Source organism: Jannaschia halovivens (genome assembly GCF_046452375.1).
GTDB classification, from domain to species: domain Bacteria; phylum Pseudomonadota; class Alphaproteobacteria; order Rhodobacterales; family Rhodobacteraceae; genus Jannaschia; species Jannaschia halovivens.
The window spans coordinates 1146062-1162736 of record NZ_JBKFDJ010000001.1 but is presented as its reverse complement, the minus strand read 5'-3'; the positions used below and the strand labels follow the sequence as shown (position 1 = coordinate 1162736).

Below are 16675 nucleotides of genomic sequence, written 5' to 3'. Positions count from 1 at the left end.
GTCAGGCCTCCGCCACCGCCCGCGCCAGCGCGCACCACTGTTCCAGCGTGACCTCTTCGGCCCGCTGCGTCGGCGCGATCCCGGCCGCGCGCAGCCGGTCCTCGATATCCGGCCCGAGCCCCTTCAACGCCGCGCGCAGCATCTTGCGCCGTTGGTTGAACCCCATCGCCACGACCCGGCTCAACACCCGAGCGTCGGCCTCGAAGCGCGGGGCGGGCAGGGCGGTCAGGTGCACGACCGCCGATGAGACTTTGGGCGGCGGCGCGAAGGCTTCGGGCGGCAGGGTCATCGCGATCCGCGCGTCGCAGCGCCACTGCGCGAGGATCGCCAGCCGCCCGTAGGCCTTCGATCCCGGCGCGGCCACGATCCGCTCGGCCACCTCGCGCTGGAACATCAGCGTCAGGCTTTCCCACGGGGGCGGCCAGGCGGCGGGCGTCAGCCAGCGCACCAAGAGCTCGGTGCCGACATTGTAAGGCAGGTTCGCCACCACTCGCCACGGCGCCTCGAGCGGCACATCGACCTCCAGAGCGTCGCCTGAGACGACCTCCAGCCGACCCGGGTAGCGCGCCGCAATCTCGGCCAGCGCGGGCAGGCATCGCGCGTCCTTCTCGATCGCTACGACGCGCCCCGCGCCCTCGGCCAGAAGCGCGCGCGTCAAGCCGCCGGGCCCCGGCCCGACCTCCAGCACGCGCGCGCCGCCCAGCGGCCCCGAGACCCGCGCGATCCGCGCCGTCAGGTTCAGATCGAGAAGGAAATTCTGCCCCATCGACTTTTTCGCGCGCAGGTCATGGGCGGCGATCACGTCGCGCAAGGGGGGCAGGTCGTCGATCTGGCTCATGACGCCCCAGCTAGCGGCGGAAAACTCTTAAGGTAAGAGTTTTCGGGCGCCCCGCGGGCAGGTCTTGCGTCGGGCTGCGGACCGGGCCTGCATATTTGGGGAGCCAAGACGTCAGCGTCGCCGCCCCATGTCCCAGGCCATCCGCAGGGCGGCGAGCATCGATGTCGGGTCCGCGACGCCGCGCCCCGCGATGTCGAAGGCGGTGCCGTGATCGGGCGAGGTGCGAACGAAGGGTAGTCCGAGCGTCACGTTCACGCCGCCCGCGAAATCGATGGTCTTGATCGGGATCAGCGCCTGGTCGTGATACATCGCCACCGCCGCGTCGTAGCCCGCGCGTGCGCCCGCGTGGAACATCGTGTCGGCGGGCAGGGGGCCGAAGCATCCAAGTTCGGGCCCGAGCCGCGCGACCAGCGCATCGATCCATTCGACCTCGGCGCGGCCCATCGTGCCGCCTTCGCCTGCATGGGGGTTCAGCCCGGCGACCGCTATGCGCGGGGCCGCGATGCCGAACTCGCGTTGGAGGGCGGTGTGGGTGATCCGGAGGGTCGACTCCAGCCCTTCGGGCGTCAGCGCGGCGGGCACGGCCTCGAGCGCGATGTGGATCGTCGCGGGCACGACGCGAAGCTCAGGGCAGGCGAGCATCATCACCACGTCGACATTCCCGCCCAGCGCCGCGAGGTACTCGGTATGGCCGGGATAGGCGAAGCCCGCCCCGTCCTTCAGCGCCTTCTTGTGAATCGGCGCGGTGCAGACCGCGGAGGCCGCGCCCGACCGGGCCAGTTCAACCGCCCGCGCAATGGCCGAGATCACGCCCGCCGCCTGCGCGCCGTCGGGGTGACCCGGGCGGGCGGGGCCGGGGATGTCGTGGGGCAGGACCGAGAGGGCGTCGGTCCGCGCGTCCGACGGGTCATCGATCACCTCGATCGGGATGCCGTGGCCCGCGAAATGGTCCGGGCTGCCGATGACGAAGAACGGCAGGTCAGGCGCGGCCATGCGCGCCTTGGCGACGACCTCGGGGCCAATTCCCGCGGGCTCTCCGCAGGTGACCGCGACGGGTGCGGCGTCAGGGGATCTCGATGATGGCATCTGCGCGCAGCTCGTCGAGGAAGCCCTGCGCATAGCTCGTCAGGCGCTGGTTCAGAAGCTGCTGGCCCAGCGTCTCGAAGGCGCCCTCCTCGGGTTCGACGACGCGGCCACACATCATCACGAAGCGCAGGTTCGCCCCCCGCGTCAGCAGGGTCGAGACCTCGCCGTCATCGAGCTTGGCCAGCTCCTGGCGCAGGTCGTTCGGCAGCTCGGCCAGCGGCCGGGTCTCGCGGATCAGGCGCTCGGCCGGCTGGCCCTTGGCCACACCGTAGAGGTCGTCGCAGGTATCGACCCGGTCGGCGAGCCGCGCGGCCGCTCCCAGCGCCTCGGGGGTGCGCCCGCCGGGGATGAGGTATTCGGCGTAATCGACGGTCGTGGGCTCGGTCGCGGTGCCGGTCTCGTCGAGATCGCGCAGCTGGAAGAGGCCGATGAAGGACCCCAGATTGACCGGGTCCGAGGTCTCGCCCGGCGCCAGCGTCAGGACCGCGGCCGCTATGGGCGGCGCAAGGCTCGCCAGCGGGACCCAGTCGACCCGGCCCCCCCGCGCGCGCGAGGGCGAGCGGCTATAGGCGCGGGCGGCGCGCTGGAACGCGGCCTCGCCCACGACGGTGTCCGACAGGCGCTGGGCCAGGGCCGTCACCTCGTCCTGCGTCTCGGGGGTCAGCGGCAGCGCGATCTCGGACAGGAGGACGCGCACCGCGGCCCCGCCGCCCCGCGCCAGCGTCCGCTCGATCTCGGCCTCGGACGGGCGCGACTGCGGCCCGAAGCGCTGTTGCACGAGTTGCCGCCAGTAGAGGCCGTTGCGCACGAAATCGCGGAAGGTCTCGCCGGCGACACCCGCGCCCTCGAGCGCGGCGATGAATTCATCGGGGCTCAGGTTTGCGCGCGAGGCGAACTCGACCATGCCGGCGTCAAGCTCCTCGGCGGTCAGTTGCAGCCCCGCGGCACGCGCCGCCTCGACCTGCAAGGTCTCCTCGATCAGCTTCTCGCGGGCGCCCTCGTAGGTGGCGTCGGGCGCGCGCAGGAGCGACAGGAAGAGGGCCCGCTGCTGCACCTGGTATTCGGTGATGGCGGTCCCGTTCACGCGCGCGGCGGCGGCGAAGAGGTTCTGCGCCATCGCCCCCGCGGGTGCCCAAAGCACCGTCGCGGCGATCATCAGCGCGCCTAGAAATCTCGTCATGCCCCAGCCCCTCATATTCCGCAGCGCCTCTTTCGCGTGCGCCTGTCGTCCGCTCCGAAGCCCGCCAGCTCCACCCCCAGCCCGAACCGGGTCGAGGGGCGCAGCGTGGTGTTCGAAGTGAAGCGCCGCTCCACGTCGAAATCCACCGTCACGCAATCCGACCGGTAGGTCAGGCCGGCGCCCGCGCGGCTGGCATCGTTCGTGACGAAGTCATATCGCCAGTTCACCCGCCCCGTCCAGTCGCCGCCAAGGTCGCGCGATGCGTCCAGCGCCCATTCCGACGTGTCGATCGGACGTCCCGCCGCGACATCGGCCTCGAGCCAGGTGTAGCGCGTCTGGAGCGAATGACGCGGACCGGTCCAGCGCAGGATCGTCTCGGAGCGGGCAAAGTCGAATTGATCGTCGAAGATCGACCGCTGCATCAGGTGGAAGCGGTCGCGGTATTCCGCGCTGGCCGAGACGAGCCAGTCCGAGCTGCGCCCGTCGAGCCCCGTGCCTGGCCGGAACTGCCCCAGGTCGTCGTCGCGCAGCACGCGGCCGACCGTCGCGCCCAGCGTCCAGCCCGTCGGCGAGAAGCGGCTGTAGCCGATGCCGATATTGACCCGGTTTCCCAGCTCGCGCGTGTCGCGACCGGCGAAGCGCTGCTCGGAGAAGAGGTTCCCCTCGTCGAACTCGGGCGTCAGGCTGTCCTCGTTGGGGGTGCGCGCGCGGTTGTCGGGCGAGAAGATCACCTGCACGACCGGCTCGATCAGGTGGCGCACGCCGCCGGCCCCCGCCCGCGCCAAGGGCAGCCGCGCCTCGAAGCCGCCATAGGGCACCGCGCGCGCGAAGGTCGTGTCGGCGAAGGTCGGGTCCTGCTGCACGCTATAGGCATCGAGATGCAGCCCCGCGATCCCGGTCAGCACCAGCCCGTTGCCGAGGATCTCGGTCCGCCGCCAGTCGAAGGCCGCCGAGGCGCGGGCGACGTCGCGCGCCGAATTGGTCGGGAAGCCCAGCGGCACCTCGCTTGCCGTACGTTCGCGCGCATGGGCCTGAAGCGTCCAGATCGCCTGTCCGCCCAGCACGCTGCGCGGCACCCGGCGCTGGCTCTCGACGGTGACGACGCGGGTCGGCAGGAACCGGTTGTCGTCGCCCGCCCTAAGGCTGTCGAATACGATGGCCTCGGCCAGCACCCGGTCGTCGCGGTCGATCCGGGTGACCGCGATACGGCTGTCCAGCCGGTCCTTCTCGCTGATATCGTAGTTCAGGAGGTAGGTGTCGTCGCTGACGGTCTCGATGTCGAATTCCAGCCGCCAGTCGCCGCGCAGAAGGAACGCCCCTTCGGCGAAGAGATAACCGCGCAGGTCGTCAGTGGTGACCGTGTCGTCCGAGGCCGCGCCGTTGATCTCGATGGCGCCGTTGTCGAAGGCCTGCCGGTAGCGAAAGCCCAGGCTTCGCGTCTCGGTATTGGTGACATAGGGCAGGAGCGTGATGTCCCGCGACGGCCCGAGCGGGATGAAATACGGCAAAGTGACGCCTGTGCCCAGCAGGTCGTCCGAGGAGAAACGCGGTGCCAGCACGCCGCGCGACCGCTCGAGCGACGGGTCCGGCAGCCGCAGGAGCGGCAGCCACGCGACCGGCACGCCCAGCACCTCGAAGCGGGCATTCTCGAAATAGAGCTGCCGCGCCTCGGTGTCGTGGACGATGCGCTTGGCACGGATCTGCCAGAGCGGGACCGGGTTCGCGGCACAAACCTCGCAGGACGAGGCGACGGCCTGGTAGAGCTGGGTATAGCGTCCCTCGGCCCCGGTCGCGATCTCGGTTGCGGCGATCTGGAGCTGTTCGTTCAGCACCAGCCGCGCACCCTGCAGGACCGAGGCCCGCAGATCCGCCGAGAGCGACGCGAAATCGGCCACGGCGATGCTGCCCTCGCCGTCGAGCAGCACCAGCGGCCCCTCGACCACCAGCCGGTCCTCGGCCCGCAGATAGGTGATGCGGCTGGCCCGCAGGATGCGCCCGTCCGAGTAGATCTCGACCCCGCCCGACGCGATCAGCCGTGTCGCGTCGAAATCGATCCGGTCCGCCACCAGCGTCGCCGGGCCCTGCTGCGCGAAAGCGGGTGCCGCGAGAAGCGCGAGGAGAAGGGCGAGGACGAGGCGCATCAGCCGTCCTCCAGCCGCAGGATGACGCCCAGCGACAGAAGAATCGCGGCCAGCGGCGGCGCCCAGGCGGCCAGCATCACGGGAAGCTGCCCGTTCTCGCCCAGCACCTGCGCGAAATTGCGCAGAAAGAACACGCCAAACCCCAGAAGCAGCGCCGAGAGCACCATGATCCCCGACTTCCCCGCCCGTGAATGGCGCATCGAGAAGGCCGCCCCGATCAGGACCATTGCGGCCAGCATGAAGGGGTTGGCCAGCTCCATATGCAGCCAGACCCGGTGCGTGCGCCCCGAAAAACCCGCCGCATCAAGCTGCCGGATGAAGCCCGGAAGCTGGAAGATCGGGATCGAGGAGGGGACGCCGAAACTGTCGCGGATGCCCTCGCGCGTCAGCGTCGAGGGGACGGTGGCGAAGGGCACGGCCTGCGCGTCGCGTTCGGGGTTGTCCGAACTGCCCAGCGGCCAGCGCTTGGCGTCCTCCAGAAGCCATTGCCCTTCGGAGAGTTCGGCCCGCGCGGCATCGATCCGTTCGACCGGCGTGCCGTTCGCGTCGAAGGCGATGAAGGTCGCCTCGAACAGGATCGTGCCGTCGAGCGACGAGCGCACGGCCCGGATCACGGTCTGGCCCGAATCGTCCCCCTGGCGCAGCCAGACGCCTTCCTCGCTGATCGAGAGCACGCTCGAGAGGCCGTTGCGAAAGCCCGCGATCTCGCGCTCGTAGACGCCCTGGGTCGCGGCCACGATCGGGTTCACCACGATCAGCGCGGCGAGGCCCAGCACCAGTGCTGCCGCGACCGGGGCCAGCAGGGCCCGCAGCGCCGATCGTCCGGCGGCCCGGATCACCACCAGCTCGGACGACCGCGCGAGTGCCAGGAACAGCGCCAGCGTCGACAGGATCACGATCAGCGGCAGGATCTGGTAGAGCGCCGCCGGAAGGTTCAGCGCCGCCAGCCGCAGCCCGTCGCCGAACCCTGCCTCCTGCCCGTCGAGACGGCGGAGCTGCTCCATCAGGTCGATCGGCAGCAGGAGCCCCGTGAAGACCAGCGTCACCATCAGCACCAGCCAGGCGAAGCGCCGCGCGATATAGGTCGCGAGGATCATGCCGGTCGTCCGATCAGGCGCGGCCCGCGCGTGTCCCGCCAGACCAGTGCCACCGCCAGCGCCGCCGTCAGAAGCGCCGGCAGATAGACCATCGGCCAGAGGTCCGCGTCGCGCCGGACGGTGTTCTCGGCCACGTTCCCGAGCATCTCCAGCACGATGGCGGCCAGCACCGCTCCGAGGATCTGCCGCCAGAGCCCCAGACGCGAATAGCCGCCCAGCATCAGGAACCCGAGCGCCATCACCGGCAGCACCAGCGCGAAGGCCGCATCGGCGAAGCGTGCGTGCCCCTCGTATCGCAGCTTGGCGACATCGGCGCCGGTGATCCGCTGCGCCTCTTCATCCGCGCGCAGGAGCGCCGCCGTCGAAAGCTCGCGCGGGTCGAGAAGGCGCACGCCCTCGCCCCCCGCAAGGCCCGCCAGGTCATAGGCGAAATCGTCGAAGGTCGTCGTGACGAGGTTGCGCGTCGGCACCTCGAGCGTCTGGGCCATGCCGTCGAACATCACCAGCCGCGTCGCCCCGTCGGCGCGGACCAGAAGCGCCCGCTCGGCGGTGTAGGACGTGCGCGCATCGGGGCTGCGGCGGTCCTGCAGGAACAGGCCCAGCAGCTCGCCCGCCTCGGTGATCTCGCGCACGTAGACGGTCACGCCGTCGCCCGGATGCAGGAACTCGCCCTCGGTCAGGAACCGCGCTGTGACGTCCTGGCTGAGCGCCTGGCCCCGCTCGGACAGGGCCGTGCGCGCGGCGGGCACCAGAAGATGGCCCAGCACCGAGATCATGATCGCCACCGCCACCCCGAAGATCAGGACCGGGCGCGCCAGCCGCCAGGGCGACAGGCCCGTGGTCTGCGCCACGACCATCTCGCTGTCGCCCGAGAGCCGGTTGATACCGTAGAGCGTGGCGACCAGCGCGGAGACCGGCAGGACGGCATAGATCACGTTCGGCAGCGCCAGCGCGGTGAATTCGAGGAAGGTCAGCACCGACGACCCGCCCGCGATCAGCCGGTCGAACAGCCCGATCGCGCGGTTCACCCAATAGACCGCGACGAGTACGAGGCTGAAGAAGCCGAAATAGATCAGCAACTGCCCCGCGAGGTATCTGTCGAATAGTCCCAAGCCGTCCCCCGGCGGTCCCCGATGCGATCTGTCTAGCGGCCCGCGCGATGCGTCGGAACCCCCGATCGGGGCCGCTGGCATCCCCGCGCGCCCCGCACTAGGGTCCGGCCCGACCCAACCCCTCTGCCGGAGTGCCCGATGACCCGTCCCGCCGCCGTTTCCTTCGTCGCCACCAATCTCGACGCCGTCGCCGGCACCGAGGGCGTCATCGCCTGCCTCGTCGCCGAAGGGGGCGCGATGGGGGCCGAGGCACGCCGCCTGAACCGGCTGACCAAGGGCGCGGTGAAGCGGGCGGTCGAATCGCCCGCATGGGAGAAGCTGTCCTCGGGCGACGTGATGGAGCTGGGGTTTCCCGCCGGTCTCGACGCCTCGGCCGTGGCCTTGGTCCGGCTCGACAAGAAGCCCGACGCCGATGACGCCATGCGCGCCGGGGCGGCACTGGCCAAGATGCGCGGCGCGCGTCCGCTGACCGTGCTGGGCGGGTCGCAGAAGATGCTGGCGCAGGTCGTGCTGGGCGCAGCACTCCGCGGCTACGACTTCGCGGATCACAAGACCGGTGACGCGGCCGAACCCGCCGCCGAGATCGTCGTCATGGTCAAGGATGCCGAGGCCGCCGAGGCCGGGTTCGTCGACCTCCGCGCGCAGGCCGAGGGCGTGTTCCTGACCCGCGACCTCGTCAACGAGCCTGCCAACATCCTGACCACGACCGAGTTCGCCACCCGGCTCGAAGCGCTTCGCGATCTCGGCGTCGAGGTCGAGGTGCTCGAGGAGGCCGATCTCGAAAAGCTCGGGATGCGGACGCTGCTGGCCGTGGGGCAGGGCTCCGAAAGCCCCTCCAAGGTCGTCGTCATGCAGTGGAACGGCGGTGGCGACGAAAAGCCGCTTGCCCTGATCGGCAAGGGGGTCGTCTTCGACACGGGCGGCATCTCGATCAAACCCGCCGCCGGGATGGAGGACATGACGATGGACATGGGCGGCGCGGGCACCGTCGCCGGCGCCATGCACACCATCGCCACCCGCAAGGCCCGCGCCAACGTCGTCGGCATCGTCGGACTGGTCGAGAACATGCCCGACGGCCGCGCCTACCGCCCCGGCGACGTGGTCCGCTCGATGAAGGGCGACACGGTCGAGGTCATCAACACCGACGCCGAGGGCCGCCTCGTTCTGTGCGACGTCATGTGGTACGCGCAGGAGCGGTTCGAGCCGGTCGGCATGGTCGATCTGGCGACCCTGACCGGCGCCATCATCATCGGGCTGGGCCATCACAACGCGGGCGTCTTCGGCAACGACGACACGCTAGCGAACGCCTTCCTCAAGGCCGCCGCCGCCGAAGGCGAGGGCGCCTGGCGGATGCCGCTGGGCAAGGCCTACGACAAGCAGATCAAGTCGCGCGTGGCCGACATGAAGAACGTGGGCGGCCGGCCCGCGGGCTCGATCACCGCCGCGCAGTTCCTCCAGCGCTTCGTCAAGGACGAGACGCCCTGGATCCATCTCGATATCGCGGGCGTGGCCAGCGTGTCGTCCGGGACCGATCTCGCGCCCGCAGGGGCCACCGGCTGGGGCGTGCGCGCGCTCGACCGGCTGGTGCGGGACGCCTACGAGGCCGACTGATTGGGCGAGGTCTATTTCTACCATCTGACGCGGCGCTCGGTCCCCGACACGCTGATCCCGCTCCTGACCCGGTCGTTGGCGCAGGGCTGGCGCGTCGCGGTCCGGGGCGGCGACCCGTCCCGGCTCGAGGGGCTCGACGCCGCGCTCTGGCAGGGCCCGCCCGACAGCTTCCTGCCCCACGGCATCGCCGGCGGGGATCACGACGCGCAGCAGCCGATCCTCCTGACCACCGGTGCGGCGTCCAACGCGCCCGATTGCCTGATGGCGGTGGATGGGGCCGATCTTGATGCCGTCGAGGTCACGGCCGCCAAGCGGTGCTGTGTCCTCTTCGACGGGCTCGACGGCGAGGCCGTGGCCCGCGCCCGCGTCCAGTGGAAAACCCTGACCGATGCCGGGATCGGTGCGCGCTACTGGTCCGAGGAATCGGGCAAGTGGGATGAGAAGGCGACGAAAAACGTCTGACGCCGGAACCCTTTAGGCCGCGCGGGGGTTGCGCTTCCATGCGCATCCTCACCGCCCTTCTGCTGACTGCCGGTCCCGCCTTCGCCTCGCCGATGGCGCCGCCGCCGCTCCTGCCCGGTCTGCCGATCATCGGGCCGGCCGCGCCGTCGTCCCTGGCGTGCGACGCCGCCGTGACCTGCGAGCGGGCCGCCTGAACCCCGCTCTCAGCGGATCAGCCGCAGCCGGTCGCCCTCGATCTCGATCCGCCCGAAGCTCTGCAGATAGGACATGCCCAGCAGGCTCTGGCTCATCTCGCCACCATTGACGACCGCCCGCACATCCGTGTCCGCGATCTCGCCCAGCGACACGGCGTCGAGCCGGATATCCGCCGTCTCGACCGTACCGTTCGCCGTGAAGGCCCGGCCGAGGAAGCGCAGCGCGTCCACATCGATCCCGGCCCGCTCCGCATCGTCGCGCGTCAACACGAGGTCGCTTGCGCCGGTATCGACCACGAAGCGGATCGCCTCGCCGTTCACGTCCAGCGTCAGGTGATAATGCCCGTCCGCCGAACGCGGCACGTCAACCATCACGCTGTCGCCATCGACCGCGACCACCTGGCTCGGGATCAGGGTGCGCTGAAGATCGTCCCAGATGCCGTAGACCAGCACCACGCCGACGAAGATGAAGCCCCAGATCGCGGCCATCTGCATCGTCTGGCCCATCCGCGACCGGTTCGCGACCAGGTAGCTGCCCGCGATGACGACGCCGAACAGCCCCAGATAGATCAGACGTGCGGTCTCGTCCCCGGTCATGGCTGTCAGATAGGCGCGGGGGGCCGCGATGCCAGCCCTACCACGGCATCGCCATGAGGCCGTCCAGCACGAATTGCACCGAAAGCGCCGCCAGAAGCATCCCCAGAAGCCGCGTGACAACGTTGATGCCAGTCGGCCCCAGCAGCCGCTCCATCGGCGAGGCGGCGAGGAACAGCGCCAGCACCACTCCGATCACCGCCAGCATCACACCGATCGCCTGCGCGGCACCCAGCGGCTCCGCCCCGTCGGTCAGCAGGATCATCGTCGTGATCGCCCCCGGTCCCGCGATCAGGGGCAGGGCCAGCGGAAAGACCGACGGATCCGCGACATGCGCCTCGGCCTGACCCTCGCGCCGGGGGGTGCGCTTTTCGAACAGCATCTCGAGCGCGGTCAGGAACAACAGGATGCCGCCCGCGATGCGGAAGGCGGGCATCGAGATGCCGAGGAAGTTCAGGAGCGCCTCGCCCACCAGCGCGAAGACGACGAGGAGGACCGCCGCGAGCGCACAGGCGCGCAGCCCGATGATCCGGCGTTGTGCCGGCGTCATGCCGCGGGTCAGCGCCACGAAGATCGGGGCAAGGCCGATCGGGTCGATGATGACGAAGAGGGCCGTGAAGGCCGCGATGGCTTCGAGCGTCGTCATGCCTCGGCCGCCTCCAGCTTCTCCATCGCCTGCATCCAGAGCGCCTCGGCCCGGTCGGCGGCTTCCATCACCTCGGCGTATTTCTTGTTCCAGGTCTCCAGCTCGCCCACGCGGCCATTCTCATAGAGCTCCGGATCGGCCAGCTTCTTGGCCAGCTTGTCACGCATCCCCTCGATCTTCTTCACCCGCTCCTCGGCGGCGCGCGCATCCTTGCGCAACGCGCTGATCCGCTCGCGGCTGGCGGGCACGGGTTTGGGCTTTTCCTTTTTCTTTCCGCTACCTGCGGTACGTTCTTCACCTTGCAGGAGCATTTTTCTGTATTGCTCCAGATCGCCGTCATAGGGCTCGACCGTGCCGCCGCCGATCAGCCACAGCCGGTCCGCCACGAGGCTCAGCAGGTGCATGTCGTGGCTGACGAGGACGACCGCCCCCGAATAGCGCGTCAGCGCTTCGACCAACGCCTCGCGGCTCTGGATGTCGAGGTGGTTCGTCGGCTCGTCGAGGATCAAAATATGCGGCGCGTCCAGCGTCGCCAGCAGTAGCGACAGCCGCGCCTTCTGCCCGCCCGAGAGCTTGGCCACGACCGTATCGGCCTGATCCACGCCTAGCCCGAACCCTGCCAGCCGCGCGCGCAGCTTTGGCGGCGCCTCGTCGGGCCGCTCGCGCCGGATATGCTCCAGCGGGGTCTCGTCGATATGCAACTCGTCCACCTGGTGCTGTGCGAAATACCCGATCCGCAGCTTGGAGGAGGTGATCTTCGTGCCGTCGCAGGTCTTGAGCTTGTCCGAAATCAACTTCGAGAAGGTCGATTTACCTTCCCCATTGCGTCCCAGCAGCGCAATTCTGTCATCCTGATCGATCCGCACGTTCAGGCGCCTCAAGACCGGATCGCCGCCGTAGCCGACCGCCGCACCCTCCAGCCGGATGATCGGCGGCGACAGCTCCTCGGGCTTCGGAAAGGTGAAAACCACGCGTGCGGCATCCTCGGGCGCGGTGATCGTCTCCATTCGCTCCAGCATCTTGACCCGGCTCTGAGCCTGCTTGGCCTTCGACGCCTTCGCCTTGAAGCGGTCCACGAAGGCTTGGAGATGCGCGCGGTGCGCCGCTTGCTTGGCGGCCGCGGCGGCCTGGCCGGCGCGCTTCTCGGCCCGCATCTTGACGAAGCTGTCATAGGGGCCGGTGTAGTAGGTCAGCCCCTTGTCCTCGAGATGCAGGATGCCGCCCACGGCCCGGTTCAAGAGGCCGCGATCGTGGCTGATGATGATGACCGTATGCGGATACCTGGCGAGATAGTTCTCGAGCCAGAGCGCGCCTTCGAGGTCGAGATAGTTCGTCGGTTCGTCCAGCAGCAGAAGGTCGGGCTGCGCGAAGAGCACGCCGGCCAGCGCCACGCGCATCCGCCAACCGCCCGAATAATCCGAGCAGGGCCGGAGCTGCATCGCGGTGTCAAAGCCCAGCCCTTTCAGGATCGAGGCGGCCCGCGCCTCGCCTGACCACGCGTCGATATCGACGAGCCGCGCCTGCACCTCGGCGATGCGGGCGGGATCTTGGCTGGTGTCGGCCATGAGGGCCGCGCGCTCCTCGTCGGCGGCGAGCACCGTCTTGATGACGCTGACGTCCGAGGACGGCACCTCTTGTGCCACGCCCCCGATCCGCGCCCGCGACGGCAGCGCGATCTCGCCCGCATCCAGCGGGATCTCGCCCCGGATGATCCGGAACAGCGTCGTCTTTCCGGTGCCGTTGCGCCCCACCAGCCCGACCTTGTGGCCGTCGGGAATGGAGGCGGACGCGCCCTCCAGCAACGTGCGGCCCGCGACGGAATAGGTGAGGTCGGTGATCTGCAGCATGGGCGTTGCCTTCGCGCATTCCGCGCCCGACGGCAAGGTGGTGCGCGCGGGGGTGCCGCGCGCGGCCGAAGGGCGGTCCAGCGGGCGCGCACATCCGCTTCACCCCCGGAAGGCCCCGTGCTAGGGCGCGCCCAAACGCAACCCCACGGAGCATCCCATGGCCCTCGAACGCACCTTCTCGATTATCAAGCCCGACGCCACCAAGCGCAACCTGACCGGCGCCATCACCGCCAAGCTCGAGGAGGCCGGCCTGCGCGTCGTCGCCTCCAAGCGCATCCAGATGACGCTGGCCCAGGCGCAGGAATTCTATGGCGTCCACAAGGATCGCCCCTTCTTCGGCGAGCTGACCGAGTTCATGACCTCCGAGCCGATCGTCGTGCAGGTCCTCGAAGGCGAGGACGCCATCGCCAAGAACCGCGAAGTCATGGGCGCCACGAACCCCGCCGAGGCTGCGCCCGGCACCATCCGCAAGGATTACGCCTTGTCCATCGGCGAGAACTCGGTCCACGGCTCCGACGGCCCCGACACCGCCAAGGAAGAGATCGCGTATTTCTTCTCGGGTCTCGAACTGGTCGGCTGATCCCGTCCCGTCCGATGCAGGAAGGGCGCCCCGCGGGGCGCCCTTTTTCGTTGCGGCAGGTGCGATCAGGCGGCCTTCGACCACGCGAATTTCTGCATGACCTGATCCACCGGCGTCTCGGCCACATGGTTGGTGTAGTTCGACATCACCTTCTGCGCGAGCGCCAGGATCACATTCAGCACCGCGCGCTGGTCGTAGCCGGCGTCGAAGAACGCGGCCATCTCGGCGTCATCCACATGGCCGCGCCCGCGCAGCATCGCCAGCGTGAACGTCCGCAGCGCCTCGAGCTTCGGCGAGGGCAGGGCGGTCTCGTTGCGCAGGGAGTCCGAGATCGCATCGTCCACGCCCATCATGCGGGCGATGCCGGTATGGGCCGGCACGCAGTAATGGCAGACATGCTCGACATTGATCGCCTGCCACACGACCGTCTTCTCGTCGGCGTCGAAATCGCTCTCGGCGAACAGCCGGTGCAGCACTTGGTAGCCTTCGAGCAATTGCGGGCTCTCCGCCATGACGGCGTGCAGGCCGGGAATGCGTCCGAGGGCGGCCTTGGATTTCTCCAGAAGCGGCTTGGCGGCATCGGGCGCGGTCTCGAGGTCGTGGGCGGTGAAGTCGGCCATGATCTATCTCCATTGGTTGGCTGTCCCCAATCTGCCCTTGTTTGAGTGATCGCTCAAGATTAATTATTGAGTGTTCGATCAAGTTGAGGTGAACCGATTGCCCCGCCCCGCCCGCCACGACCGCGAAATGCTCGTCGCAACCGCCCGCGATCTCTTCTGGCGGCAGGGCTGGGCGGGCACGTCGCTGAAGGATCTCGAGCAGGCGCTCGACATGCGGCCGGGCAGCTTCTATGCGGCCTTCGGATCGAAGGACCGTCTCTACGCGCTGGCGCTCGACCGCTATACCGCCGACGGGGCTGCCCGGCTCGAGGAGCTTCGGGCGCGGCACGGCCCGCTCGGCGGGCTCAAGGCGCATCTCCACGCGCTCGCGTCCGATCCGGCCCCGGCGCGCGCCTGCATGCTGGTCAAGACGCTGCTCGAGGCGCCCGAGGGCCCGCTCTTGGACCATGCCGCCGCCGCCCTGACCGCGATGGAAGCGCGCTTCGAGGCACTATTCCGTGCAGCGCAGGAGGCAGGCGAGATCGCGCCTCATCACGACCCCGCGCGGCTGGCCCGCCGGCACCAATCCGACGTCACCGGGCTGCGCGCCACGGTCGAGCGTCCGGATATCGACGGCCCGGCCCTCGCCGCCGAGATGGCGGCCGGTCTCGACGCGCTGGCGGAACCGTCCTGACGGGGCGGGGGTTGGCCGGACATGGACATGGACGACAACCAACCCGCGACACCGCCGCAGCTCGCCGCGAATGGCAAGGCCGCCAGCGACGCCGTGGCCGAGCCCGCCGCCCCCGATGCCGGCGCGGCCGAACGGCTTCAGGTGCTGCTCCACGCGGTCGAGGAAGCCGAGGCCCGCTGGGGCGCGCTCGACGGCGCGTCGGGTGACGATCTGGGCGCGCTGGTCGATGATTGGCGCGCGGCGCATCTGGGCCACAGGGACGAGCTTTCGTCGGCGCTGGTCGGTCTCCGGGTCGAGCCCGAGTCGGCCGCGGGCGCGGGCATCGGCGGCGAGGTCGCCGGGATCGGTGCGACCCTGACCGGTCTGCGCCCCGCGACCTTCAAGCGCCTCCTTCGGGCCGAGAACGCGATCCTCGATCTCTATACCGACACCGGCCGCGCCGACCCCGAGCATCGCGGCATGTTCGACCGCCACCGCGCCGAGCTGGTGGCCCTCGCCAACCGCACGCAGGAGCGGATCGACCCCTGACGGGTGTGGACAGGCCGCGCCGCGGGGCGTAGCGCCGGACCATGGCCGACACGTTGACCCACCATCTCCGGCGGACGCTGGCCCTCGGCCTGCCCCTCGTGGGCAGCCAGGTCGCGCAGGTCCTGATCGGCGTCACAGATTCGATCATGCTCGGCTGGTATTCGGTCGACGCGCTGGCCGCCGTGACCCTCGCGTCGAGCTATTTCTTCTCGATCGCGATCCTCGGCTCGGGCTTCGCCTATGCGGTGATGCCGATGTCCGCCGCCGCGGTCGAGACCGGCGACGAGCAACAGGCCCGCCGCGTCGCGCGCATGGGCCTCTGGCTCTCGATCCTCTACGGGGTCGCCTCGCTGCCGCTCTTTGTCTTTTCCGAGCCGATCCTCCTCGCCCTCGGCCAGCAGCCGCAGATCGCGGCAGATGCCCAAGGGTATCTGCGGATCGCAGGGATCGGCATCCTGCCATTCCTCGTGATGTCGACGCTTCGCAGCCATCTCAGCGCGCTGGAACGGACCCGCATCGTCCTCTGGGCGACGCTGGCGGCGGTCGCGGTCAATATCGCGCTCAACTGGCTTTTGATCTTCGGCAATCTCGGTGCGCCCGAGCTGGGCCTGCGCGGCGCGGCCATCGCGTCCGTCGCGGTGCAGGCGGTCGCGGCCCTGCTGCTGGCGCTCTATGCCGCGCGGGGACCGGGCATGGCGCGGTTCGACATCTGGCGCAATCCGCACCGCCCCGACTGGCCCGCCTTCCGCCAGATCGCGACGCTGGGCTGGCCCATCGGGCTGACGCACCTGTCCGAAAGCGGCCTCTTCGCGGCCTCGGCGCTGATGATGGGCTGGCTCGGGACGATCCCGCTGGCCGCCCATGGCATCGCGATCCAGATCGCTGCCCTGACCTTCATGGTGCATCTCGGCCTGTCATCGGCGGCGACGGTGCGCGTGGGTCAGGCGTGGTCGCGCGGCGACCGGGCGGGGATCCGCCGCGCCGCCTGGGCGGCAGGCCTTCTGTCGGCGGCGGCGGTCGCGGCGGCGACGGCCATGTATCTGGGGCTGGGCCCGCTCCTGATCGGCGCGTTCCTCGATGGCACCGATCCGCAGGCGCCCGCGATCCTCGCGCTCGGCGTCCACCTCCTCCTGCTCGCGGCGCTTTTCCAGGGCGTCGATGCCGCGCAGGTCATGCTCCTGGGATATCTGCGCGGGATGCAGGACACGCGCCGCCCGATGATCTACGCGATCGGCTCCTATTGGGCGCTGGGCATCCCGGCGAGCTATGCCCTGGGCTTCCCGCTCGGGCTCGGACCGTCGGGCATCTGGCTGGGCCTCGTCGTCGGCCTCGCGGCGGTCAGCGCGATGCTGGGGGTGCGCTTCGCGCGGATGACGCGGGACGTCGGGCTGGCAGCCGCCTGAGCCGATCCGGCGCGCCTCAAATCCTTATCGAAGAATTTGAGAAAGGCTTTTCGCCGAAAAGCC

At 69.7% G+C, this 16675-nt stretch carries 17 protein-coding genes; 7 read left to right on the top strand and 10 right to left on the bottom strand.

Annotated elements, in window-relative coordinates:
• Position 1: 1 nt before the first annotated feature.
• From rsmA to lptF, 6 genes are all read right to left on the bottom strand, one after another.
• Positions 2-838, bottom strand: coding sequence for a 16S rRNA (adenine(1518)-N(6)/adenine(1519)-N(6))-dimethyltransferase RsmA (gene rsmA, locus ACK8OR_RS05870; RefSeq protein WP_410188489.1), 837 nt, complete (start codon positions 836-838; stop codon positions 2-4).
• 111 nt (positions 839-949) lie between these two features.
• Positions 950-1924, bottom strand: a complete 975-nt coding sequence (gene pdxA, locus ACK8OR_RS05865; RefSeq protein ID WP_410188488.1) for a 4-hydroxythreonine-4-phosphate dehydrogenase PdxA — start codon at positions 1922-1924, stop codon at positions 950-952.
• Positions 1902-3104, bottom strand: a complete 1203-nt coding sequence (locus ACK8OR_RS05860) for a peptidylprolyl isomerase (protein WP_410188487.1) — start codon at positions 3102-3104, stop codon at positions 1902-1904. The genes pdxA and ACK8OR_RS05860 overlap by 23 nt, the downstream gene beginning before the upstream one ends.
• 11 nt (positions 3105-3115) lie before the next feature.
• Positions 3116-5245: an LPS-assembly protein LptD gene (locus tag ACK8OR_RS05855; protein WP_410188486.1), complete on the bottom strand. Its 2130-nt coding sequence runs from the start codon at positions 5243-5245 to the stop codon at positions 3116-3118.
• Positions 5245-6342, bottom strand: coding sequence for an LPS export ABC transporter permease LptG (gene lptG, locus ACK8OR_RS05850; protein ID WP_410188485.1), 1098 nt, complete (start codon positions 6340-6342; stop codon positions 5245-5247). The genes ACK8OR_RS05855 and lptG overlap by 1 nt, the downstream gene beginning before the upstream one ends.
• Entirely contained in the window at positions 6339-7454 is a 1116-nt protein-coding gene (gene lptF, locus ACK8OR_RS05845) for an LPS export ABC transporter permease LptF (RefSeq protein WP_410188484.1), read from the bottom strand. The genes lptG and lptF overlap by 4 nt, the downstream gene beginning before the upstream one ends.
• A gap of 138 nt (positions 7455-7592) precedes the next feature.
• On the opposite strand from lptF, the gene ACK8OR_RS05840 reads away from it, so the two are divergent.
• The 3 genes from ACK8OR_RS05840 to ACK8OR_RS05830 are packed head-to-tail and all read left to right on the top strand — an operon-like array spanning position 7593 to position 9721.
• The gene (locus ACK8OR_RS05840; RefSeq protein WP_410188483.1) at positions 7593-9065 is read left to right on the top strand and encodes a leucyl aminopeptidase; all 1473 of its coding nucleotides are present in this window, start codon (positions 7593-7595) and stop codon (positions 9063-9065) included.
• Entirely contained in the window at positions 9066-9527 is a 462-nt protein-coding gene (locus ACK8OR_RS05835) for a DNA polymerase III subunit chi (RefSeq protein WP_410188482.1), read from the top strand.
• 38 nt (positions 9528-9565) lie between these two features.
• The gene (locus ACK8OR_RS05830) at positions 9566-9721 is read left to right on the top strand and encodes a hypothetical protein (RefSeq protein WP_410188481.1); all 156 of its coding nucleotides are present in this window, start codon (positions 9566-9568) and stop codon (positions 9719-9721) included.
• 9 nt (positions 9722-9730) lie between these two features.
• Here the strand turns inward: ACK8OR_RS05830 and ACK8OR_RS05825 are convergent, their stop codons facing one another.
• From ACK8OR_RS05825 to ACK8OR_RS05815, 3 genes are read right to left on the bottom strand one after another with little or no spacing between them, the layout of a single operon-like run.
• Complete coding sequence (locus ACK8OR_RS05825) at positions 9731-10318, bottom strand: retropepsin-like aspartic protease family protein (RefSeq protein WP_410188480.1); 588 nt, start codon at positions 10316-10318, stop codon at positions 9731-9733.
• 37 nt (positions 10319-10355) lie between these two features.
• On the bottom strand, positions 10356-10961 hold the full coding sequence (locus ACK8OR_RS05820; RefSeq protein ID WP_410188479.1) for a MarC family protein: 606 nt from the start codon (positions 10959-10961) through the stop codon (positions 10356-10358).
• Positions 10958-12808: an ABC-F family ATP-binding cassette domain-containing protein gene (locus ACK8OR_RS05815; protein WP_410188478.1), complete on the bottom strand. Its 1851-nt coding sequence runs from the start codon at positions 12806-12808 to the stop codon at positions 10958-10960. Before ACK8OR_RS05815 ends, ACK8OR_RS05820 begins: the two co-directional genes overlap by 4 nt.
• 157 nt (positions 12809-12965) lie before the next feature.
• Here ACK8OR_RS05815 and ndk point away from each other — a divergent pair, with 157 nt between their 5' ends.
• Positions 12966-13388 (top strand): nucleoside-diphosphate kinase, encoded by a 423-nt coding sequence (gene ndk / locus ACK8OR_RS05810; RefSeq protein WP_298433822.1) that lies wholly within the window; start codon positions 12966-12968, stop codon positions 13386-13388.
• Positions 13389-13453: 65 nt separating this feature from the next.
• On the opposite strand, the gene ACK8OR_RS05805 is transcribed toward ndk, so the two are convergent.
• Positions 13454-14008, bottom strand: a complete 555-nt coding sequence (locus ACK8OR_RS05805) for a carboxymuconolactone decarboxylase family protein (RefSeq protein WP_410188477.1) — start codon at positions 14006-14008, stop codon at positions 13454-13456.
• Between the two features lie 70 nt (positions 14009-14078).
• Here ACK8OR_RS05805 and ACK8OR_RS05800 point away from each other — a divergent pair, with 70 nt between their 5' ends.
• Genes ACK8OR_RS05800 through ACK8OR_RS05790 form a run of 3 tightly spaced genes read left to right on the top strand, consistent with a single transcriptional unit; the run spans position 14079 to position 16612 of the window.
• On the top strand, positions 14079-14681 hold the full coding sequence (locus ACK8OR_RS05800; RefSeq protein ID WP_410188476.1) for a TetR/AcrR family transcriptional regulator: 603 nt from the start codon (positions 14079-14081) through the stop codon (positions 14679-14681).
• A 27-nt stretch (positions 14682-14708) separates the two neighbouring features.
• On the top strand, positions 14709-15209 hold the full coding sequence (locus ACK8OR_RS05795; protein WP_410188475.1) for a hypothetical protein: 501 nt from the start codon (positions 14709-14711) through the stop codon (positions 15207-15209).
• Positions 15210-15250: 41 nt separating this feature from the next.
• Positions 15251-16612, top strand: a complete 1362-nt coding sequence (locus ACK8OR_RS05790) for an MATE family efflux transporter (protein WP_410188474.1) — start codon at positions 15251-15253, stop codon at positions 16610-16612.
• Positions 16613-16675 lie beyond the last annotated feature (63 nt).

What these genes read in the sequence shown, in the direction of transcription:
- rsmA (WP_410188489.1), bottom strand. Translation starts at nt 838, where the DNA reads ATGAGCCAGATCGACGACCTGCCCCCCTTGCGCGACGTGATCGCCGCC.
- pdxA (WP_410188488.1), bottom strand. Translation starts at nt 1,924, where the DNA reads ATGCCATCATCGAGATCCCCTGACGCCGCACCCGTCGCGGTCACCTGC.
- ACK8OR_RS05860 (WP_410188487.1), bottom strand. Translation starts at nt 3,104, where the DNA reads ATGACGAGATTTCTAGGCGCGCTGATGATCGCCGCGACGGTGCTTTGG.
- ACK8OR_RS05855 (WP_410188486.1), bottom strand. Translation starts at nt 5,245, where the DNA reads ATGCGCCTCGTCCTCGCCCTTCTCCTCGCGCTTCTCGCGGCACCCGCT.
- lptG (WP_410188485.1), bottom strand. Translation starts at nt 6,342, where the DNA reads ATGATCCTCGCGACCTATATCGCGCGGCGCTTCGCCTGGCTGGTGCTG.
- ACK8OR_RS05840 (WP_410188483.1), top strand. Translation starts at nt 7,593, where the DNA reads ATGACCCGTCCCGCCGCCGTTTCCTTCGTCGCCACCAATCTCGACGCC.
- ACK8OR_RS05830 (WP_410188481.1), top strand. Translation starts at nt 9,566, where the DNA reads ATGCGCATCCTCACCGCCCTTCTGCTGACTGCCGGTCCCGCCTTCGCC.
- ACK8OR_RS05825 (WP_410188480.1), bottom strand. Translation starts at nt 10,318, where the DNA reads ATGACCGGGGACGAGACCGCACGTCTGATCTATCTGGGGCTGTTCGGC.
- ACK8OR_RS05820 (WP_410188479.1), bottom strand. Translation starts at nt 10,961, where the DNA reads ATGACGACGCTCGAAGCCATCGCGGCCTTCACGGCCCTCTTCGTCATC.
- ACK8OR_RS05815 (WP_410188478.1), bottom strand. Translation starts at nt 12,808, where the DNA reads ATGCTGCAGATCACCGACCTCACCTATTCCGTCGCGGGCCGCACGTTG.
- ndk (WP_298433822.1), top strand. Translation starts at nt 12,966, where the DNA reads ATGGCCCTCGAACGCACCTTCTCGATTATCAAGCCCGACGCCACCAAG.
- ACK8OR_RS05805 (WP_410188477.1), bottom strand. Translation starts at nt 14,008, where the DNA reads ATGGCCGACTTCACCGCCCACGACCTCGAGACCGCGCCCGATGCCGCC.
- ACK8OR_RS05795 (WP_410188475.1), top strand. Translation starts at nt 14,709, where the DNA reads ATGGACGACAACCAACCCGCGACACCGCCGCAGCTCGCCGCGAATGGC.
- ACK8OR_RS05790 (WP_410188474.1), top strand. Translation starts at nt 15,251, where the DNA reads ATGGCCGACACGTTGACCCACCATCTCCGGCGGACGCTGGCCCTCGGC.